Origin of the sequence: Sporolactobacillus spathodeae (genome assembly GCF_016908935.1) — a bacterium.
Taxonomy (GTDB): domain Bacteria; phylum Bacillota; class Bacilli; order Bacillales; family Sporolactobacillaceae; genus Sporolactobacillus; species Sporolactobacillus spathodeae.
This window is the reverse complement of sequence record NZ_JAFBEV010000002.1, coordinates 187,984-195,588: the sequence shown is the minus strand read 5'-3', so window position 1 is coordinate 195,588 and position 7,605 is coordinate 187,984. Positions and strand designations below refer to the sequence as shown.

Here is a 7,605-nt window from a genome sequence, read left to right as displayed (position 1 = left end):
CCTCGCGGCAGACACCCTTGTCCTCAGCTAACAGTTCCTACTGCCAAGCCTGTAGCGGACTTTCACCGCCTAGCTGTCACCCATGCCGGGCGCACAAAAAAAAAAAGCAGATCGCGCGTAGCGATCTGCTTTTTGTTCTATTTTCTCTTAAATCATTTGCGTTTTGACATAATCAAGAACTTCTTCTGCTGTGTCCATGTTCAGGAACGTTTCTTTATGCTTCGCCAGTTCTGCTTTAGACAATTTTAGCAATTGACTTCTAGCTGGCAGAATTGACGTTGCGCTCATACTGAACTCGTCCAATCCAAGTGCGAGAAGTAACGGAATTGCAGTCGCATCGCCGGCCATTTCACCGCACATACCAGCCCAGTGACCTTCTGCATGAGCCGCGTCGATAATCTTGCTGACAAGGCGCAGAATTGCCGGGTTGCATGGCTGATACAGATAGGATACGTGTTGGTTCATCCGGTCTGCAGCCATTGTGTATTGAATCAAATCGTTTGTACCGATGCTGAAGAAGTCCGCTTCTTTGGCAAAACGATCCGCTTCAACAGCAGCCGCAGGAATTTCCATCATCATGCCGACCTGAAGATCGTCAGAAACTTCCGTGCCAGCAGCAACCAATTTATCTTTTTCTTCAAAAAGAATTTTCTTTGCTTCACGCAATTCATTGATTGTGGCAATCATCGGGAACATAATCCGCAGTTTGCCGAATACGCTCGCACGGAGTAAGGCGCGCAATTGGGTGCGGAAAATATCCTGACGTTCCAAACAGAGACGAATCGCACGGAAACCAAGGAATGGGTTCATTTCTTCCGGAAGCGGGAGATATTTCAGCTTCTTATCGCCGCCGATATCGAGCGTCCGAATAACCACCGGTTTCCCTTCCATTTTTTCAAGAACTTCTTTATAGGCGTCGAATTGTTCATCTTCGGTTGGGAGCTTGTCGCGACCCATATAGAGGAACTCAGTCCGGTAAAGGCCAACTGCTTCACCGCCGTTGTTGACCACGCCGGTGACATCGCCGGGATTGCCAATATTAGCGCCGAGGATGACATGCGCCTCGTCGCTTGTTTTTGTTGTTTCGTGAACAAGCTTCTTCCATTCTTCCTGCTGTTCTTTATAGGCAGCCGCTTTACTCTTGTATTCAGCCACTTCTTCAGCAGAAGGATTGAGGATAACAAGTCCCGTCAAGCCGTCAACAATAGCTAATTCGCCGTCTTTTGCCTGATCCATAATCGTTTGTGTCCCGACAACAGCCGGAATTTCCATGGAACGCGACATAATCGCTGAATGAGACGTACGGCCGCCGATATTCGTGGCAAAGCCTTTGACATATTTCCGATTCAGCTGAGCCGTATCCGATGGCGTCAAGTCTTCAGCAATAATCACTGTTTCTTCAGTAATGCTTGCTGGCGACGTAAAAGATACACCAAGTACGTGGGCAAGAAGCCGTTTGGAAACATCGCGAACATCAGCTGCCCGCTCGCGCATATAGGCGTTATCACTCATGCTTTCAAAGGTCTGAATGAAGAAGGTTGACACATCGTGAAGTGCTGACGCTGCATTCAGTTTTTCCTGCTCAATTTTGCTTGTGATTGCGCCAACAAATTCTGGATCACTGAGGAACATCAGGTGCGCAGCAAAAACTTCTGCCTTATCTGCACCCAATTCCTTCTCTGCTGTTTCCTTAATCGCGTTTAATTCCTTCTTGGATACTTCCAAGGCATCGTTGAACTTTGCTTTTTCGGCTGCCACGTCATCAACCGTGCCTCTTTCAAAAGAAAGATCCGGATTTCTCAAAATAAACGTTTTGGCAATTGCAATACCCGCCGAAGCTGCAATACCCTCGATTTTCTCTGACATCTTTCACCCAACCTTTCAGTATCAAACATTCCGGCGCTGACGCCTGAAATCTGCTACGAAAATTATTTTCATTGACAGTAGTCACTGTCTGTCTCGCTTTATAATGACTGTATGTTTAATACAGCGCATACACGTCACTTGTCATTATAACAAGAGTTTCTACCAATTGAAAGCGAGTACACACTTTTTTGAATAATTGTCAAAATTATTTTCATTTTATCAGTTGATGTTCTGAAGGATTAAATTTCGCTGACTTCGATGGTCGGGAGCAGTTCCTCGACCTTTTCTCTCGAACACAGATCAACAGAAAATGCTGTGGCTCCTCCAGCTGCCGCACCTTTGCGGAAGGCCTTACGGAAATCTTGACTCGTTACATATTCCGAAAGAAATCCGCCAACCATTGAATCGCCAGCACCTACAGAGTTGACTAGTTTACCTTTTGCTGGCGGCGCAAACAATATCAGATCTTTATCAATATATACAGCGCCTTTTCCGCCCATCGATACAATCACATGCTCAATACCGAGATCAACGAGCTTGCGGCCATAAGTTTTGACATCTTCAACGGTCTCAACGTCCACGCCAAAATAATCGCCAAGTTCAAGATGATTCGGTTTGACAAGAAATGGCTTTGCCTTCACGACTTCTTTAAATGCATCACCGCTTGTATCAGCAACAACTTTCGCTCCGCTGCCACTAACTCGTTCAATCATTTCTTTGTAAATGGTTACTGGTAGTGTTGCGGGAACGCTTCCGGACAAAACAAGTATATCATCTGCCGTCAGCGTATCGAGTTTCGCAAACAGGGCATCACGTTGCGTATCAGTGATTGCTGGTGCGACCCCATTTATCTCTGTTTCGCTGTCGCTTTTAAGTTTCACGTTAATGCGGGTATCGCCATTTACAGTGACAAAATTCGGTTCAATTCCTTCTTTTTTTAGTTCACTGATGATAAAGTCCCCGGTAAAGCCACCGATAAAGCCCAAGCATTTTGATGTTTGGCCAAGATGATCCAACACTCGGGAGACATTAATTCCTTTTCCTCCGGGCATTTTTCTATCTGCTTTCACCTTATTCAGTTTCCCTGCTTCAAAATTATCCACTTGAATAAAATAGTCAATTGCTGGATTCAACGTACATGTATAGATCATTTAAAAACAACTCCTGCCCTGTGATTTGTAGGAAAAGTACGCGGGCTGTTTGCGTCAATCACCCGAACTTTGTATCTGATTGTATTATAAAGTCTAAACCAATCATTATCAATCAGATAACGTCATTATCAGCCAAACTTGGTAGCCAACTGCGCGTTCAGGTGCTGATGACTCTAACTTACACATTCCCTATTTACACTTATTTTATCACGTATTTTTTACTGCTCTTTCTATTTGGTGCATTGAGAAAAACTTTGCAACAAATATGCTTCGGCTGCTCGCTTGCCGCGGGCGCCGCGCGTCTCCTCAGACAAACTAGAATCTGCAGGGTTTCCCTTGTCCTGTTCTTCCCGCAAGGCGCCAGAGCACCTGCGCTGCATTTTTGTGCAAAAATCCTTTTACGTTCTTAACGCACGAAAAAAACAGAGCCGAGAAATCATGGCTCTGCCTTAATATTTCTTTCCTTAGATTGCGTAATAAAGAATCCACAGCGTTAAGACGACAACCATAGCTGTTACAAATAATCCGAATGCAATACCGATTATCTGGTGTACCGGCTCAGTTCCCTCTGTAAAGTGCATGAACATAAATAGCTGAATGAGCGCTTGCAGAATCGCAAGTCCGATAATAATCGTAAGCGTCGCATGCACGGACAACGACAGTCCCAAAACGACCCAAAGGGCTAGAAATGTGAGCGCCAGTGAAAGTAAAAGCCCAAAAACCTGCTTCCATGGAAAAGCTGCGTGTTCTGACTGTACAGCCTGATTTTCATTTTCTCGCATATTACATCACCCACCCTGTCAAATAAACAGCCGTGTAAATGAAGATCCAGACAACATCAAGAAAGTGCCAATACAGACCAACGATGAATGCCTTTCTGGCCGTTACCGGCGTCACGCCGCGCTTGGCAATCTGGATAATTAGCCCGGTAATCCAGATGATACCTAACGAGACATGGCATCCATGCGTGCCGAGCAAGACAAAAAAGCCAGATAAGAAAGCACTGCTTGAAAGCGTTGCACCCTCATGAGCCGCATAAGTATAGAATTCATTAACCTCAAAGCCAATGAAGACAAGACCTAGCAGAACAGTGACAATCAACCAGAAAATCAGACCTTTTTTGTTATGGCGGCGCAATTCAATTGTGCTCAATCCACAAGTGAAACTGCTGACAAGCAGCACGATCGTTTCAATCATCACTGGGCCGACTTCAAATAAGTCCTTTGGAGCTGGTCCGCCTGCCGTATGGCTTTGCAACACAAGATAGGTTGCGAACAACGTGCCGAAAAGGACAAGTTCAGCGGCAAGAAAAATCCAAAAGCCGACAATACGTAAATCATTTTCCGGGGTTGAATATTCGATTGGCAGAGAACTTCTGCTTTTTTCATGCAAACGAAGCGGTGATTGTGCCATCAGGATAACCTCCCCGCCGCGCGCTCCGTGCGCTCAATTTCTTCAATGGAAATGATGTGGTGATCGTTGTATTGGAACGAACGGACAATCATGCAGACCACAATGCCGATTGCGCCTGGAATGACCATCCAATACCATTCCCACACAAGTCCAAAGCCTGCTATGAACATGAACAGCGACATGATAATCGGGATGCCGCTATTGTTCGGCATATGAATCGGTTGAAACAATTGCCGTTCTTTCTTGTTTTCTTGGTCTTCCTGAGTTTTTGCGACTGCGAATGCATCACGAGCAGAAACTGTCGGGATCGTTGCAAAATTATATTCTGGAGCCGGTGATGGAATCGACCATTCTAGTGTTCTCCCGTTCCAAGGATCACCAGTCGTATCCCGTTTCCCTTTTAAAGTACTCCATACAATATTGTAGGCGATTATCAGGAAACCAGCGCCCATACCAAAAGCACCAATCGTTTCGATGAAGTTGAACGGCGTCCAACCCATTCCTGCCGGATACGTGTACATACGCCGTGTCATCCCCAACAAGCCAACAATATACATTGGCATGAAGCAGATGTTGAACGAGATCATGAACACCCAAAAAGCCAGCTTCCCTTGTCTCTCATTAAGCATATAGCCGAACATTTTCGGCCACCAATAATACAGGCCACAGAAGATACCGAAAACCGGCCCCGCAATCAGTACGCTGTGAAAATGAGCAACGAGGAAGTAACTGTTATGGTATTGATAGTCGGCTGGAGCCAGCGCCAACATAACGCCGGTGACACCGCCAATCGTAAAGTTCGGGATAAAAGCCAATGCCCAAAGCATCGCTGTTGAAAATTCGATTCGTCCTTTATTCATTGTAAATAACCAGTTGAATATTTTCACACCAGTTGGAATCGCAATAATCGCCGTTGATATCGAGAAAAAGGCGTTGACTTCAGCCGTATTGCCCATCGTAAAGAAATGATGCAACCAGGTCACAAAGCCAATTATTGAAATGGCCACCATTGACCAAACCATGACTGCATAACCAAATAATGTTTTGTGTGAAAAAGTGGCAATAACTTCAGAGAATACACCGAAGACCGGAAGTAGAACAATATACACTTCTGGATGTCCCCAGAACCAGAAAAGATTGGCCCAGAGCATCGGTGAACCGCCACTTGCAATTGTAAAGAAATGGGCGCCGAATAAACGGTCAATCGACATCAGCGCCAGTGCGACAGTAAATGCTGGGAAAGCGAAAATGATAATAACGGAGGTGATCAAAATTGACCAAGTAAACATTGGCATCTTGAATAGCGTCATGCCCGGGGCGCGCATTTTCAAAATGGTCACCAGAAAATTGATACCGGAAGCAAGTGATCCGATACCGGCGATTTGCACCCCTACCAAATAATAATTTTGGCCAACGCCCGGATTCATACTCAGTTCGGCATACGGCGCATAGCTTGACCAGCCAGCATCCGGCGAACCACCGATAACAAATGAAATATTGAAGAGCATCGCCCCGAAGAAAAAGAGCCAAAAGCTGAGTGCGTTCAAAAACGGAAAAGCTACATCGCGCGCGCCAATCTGTAGTGGGACGGCAATGTTCATCAATCCAAAAATAAACGGCATGGCAACAAAGATAATCATTATTGTTCCGTGTGTCGTGAATACCTGATTGTAATGTTCCGAAGTAAGAAAGTGCATATTTGGCAGCGCCAACTGCGTCCGCATCATCAGTGCGTCCACACCGCCGCGGAAAAGCATCAACAGCGCCGCGATGATATACATGATACCGATCTTTTTATGGTCAACCGAAGTCAACCATTCTTTCCAGAGCCATTTCCACTTCTTCAAGTAGGTCACAACGACGACGATGCCAATAGAAGCAAGAGCAATGGAAGCATCTGCTCCGTAAATCATCGGATCTCCAGTGACAAAAAAACGGTGAAGCAAAAAATGAATAAACGAGTCCATCATTGGCTGTCTCCTCCCTTCTCGTTGCTATTCATATTCATACCCTTCATGCTGTTCATATTTTTCATATTCTTCATATTTGCATGATCTTCCCCATCCATCTGCGCCTGATTGAGATTTTTCTCAATCTGCTTCGGATAATCGGAGAATGTCAACGTTCCTTTGATGACGTCCGGTTTTAGTAGACGCTTATATTTCTGCATGGTCAGCGCTGGTTGGTTCGCTTTGACACCGCTGACCCAGCTATCAAATTCGGTGTTCGATTTTGCAAGAACATTAAATGTCATATCAACAAAACCGCGGCCGGAATAATTACCGCTGCGTCCTGGGTAATTTCCCGGCTTATCAGCCTGCAACCACAGCTGCATCGGCATGTCTGTCATTGTATATTGCATCCCGCCTAGTGCCGGAACCCAGAAGGTATTCATCGCATCGTAAGCATGCAAGCGGAATTTAACCGGCGTTCCCGCGGGAATAACCACATAATTGACCGTTTCAATCTTCTGACCCGGATAACGAAAGAACCATTTCCACTGCGCAGACGTCACATCGATCGTCAAACTCTTCCCATGCACCGTTTGTGGAGCTGTAGTGGTTGCCTTAGGCGAATGATCCAAAACGAACAAGGTTTTCACTGCCGGCACAAGCAGTAAAACACAAATGATAACTGGAACAAGCAGCCAGACAATCTCCAACTTTTTATTGCCGGTGTCGCTCGGATCATACCCCTTGCTATTCTTTCTTCCAAAGCGGACAAGGACATAAATAAAAATAATGAGAACAATAGCAAGAACCACACTCATCATAATCAAGGACCAGACAATCAGATGAAACTGTTCTCTTGCCACGGGCCCTTGTGGGTTCAGTACGGAAGTATTATTCTGGCAGCCGCCCAAAAGCAGAGCGAGCGGCATCAAAACTGCCAAAAACTTCATTCTGATGGCTTTCATTCTCTTTCTCCCCCTTTCTCTTTTGCATTTTCAGTCACCGCGTTTCAATAAACGAACGAATTCGGAAGCACACACATTATAGCATAAACTTTATATCATAAACTAATGTAATAGTTTATGCAGTGACCTTATTTGATTTTAGCGAAATTTTATTCGGATTAAAAGATATATTTCACATTATCGTCGTTTATAGGTCACGCTTTTTTCATATTTATATTATAAAAGAATATCTTCATTTTTTAAAGCGTTTACATTTAT

At 45.0% G+C, this 7,605-nt stretch carries 6 protein-coding genes; all 6 read right to left on the bottom strand.

Translation table 11 applies throughout. The features are described 5' to 3' along the window. Positions 1-147: 147 nt before the first annotated feature. Entirely contained in the window at positions 148-1,866 is a 1,719-nt protein-coding gene (ptsP, locus tag JOC27_RS01825; RefSeq protein ID WP_205005287.1) for a phosphoenolpyruvate--protein phosphotransferase, read from the bottom strand. A gap of 239 nt (positions 1,867-2,105) precedes the next feature. Then, positions 2,106-3,017 carry a 1-phosphofructokinase gene (gene pfkB, locus JOC27_RS01820; protein WP_205005286.1) on the bottom strand — a complete coding sequence of 304 codons (912 nt, stop codon included), beginning with the start codon at positions 3,015-3,017 and terminating at the stop codon, positions 2,106-2,108. 464 nt (positions 3,018-3,481) lie between these two features. Further along, a complete protein-coding gene (gene qoxD, locus JOC27_RS01815; RefSeq protein WP_205005285.1) occupies positions 3,482-3,799 on the bottom strand; it encodes a cytochrome aa3 quinol oxidase subunit IV in 318 nt (105 codons plus the stop codon). A gap of 1 nt (position 3,800) precedes the next feature. Next, positions 3,801-4,430 (bottom strand): cytochrome aa3 quinol oxidase subunit III, encoded by a 630-nt coding sequence (qoxC, locus tag JOC27_RS01810; RefSeq protein ID WP_205005284.1) that lies wholly within the window; start codon positions 4,428-4,430, stop codon positions 3,801-3,803. After that, a complete protein-coding gene (gene qoxB / locus JOC27_RS01805) occupies positions 4,430-6,397 on the bottom strand; it encodes a cytochrome aa3 quinol oxidase subunit I (RefSeq protein ID WP_205005298.1) in 1,968 nt (655 codons plus the stop codon). The genes qoxC and qoxB overlap by 1 nt, the downstream gene beginning before the upstream one ends. Next, a complete protein-coding gene (locus JOC27_RS01800; protein ID WP_205005283.1) occupies positions 6,397-7,347 on the bottom strand; it encodes a cytochrome c oxidase subunit II in 951 nt (316 codons plus the stop codon). Before JOC27_RS01800 ends, qoxB begins: the two co-directional genes overlap by 1 nt. Positions 7,348-7,605: the final 258 nt, after the last annotated feature.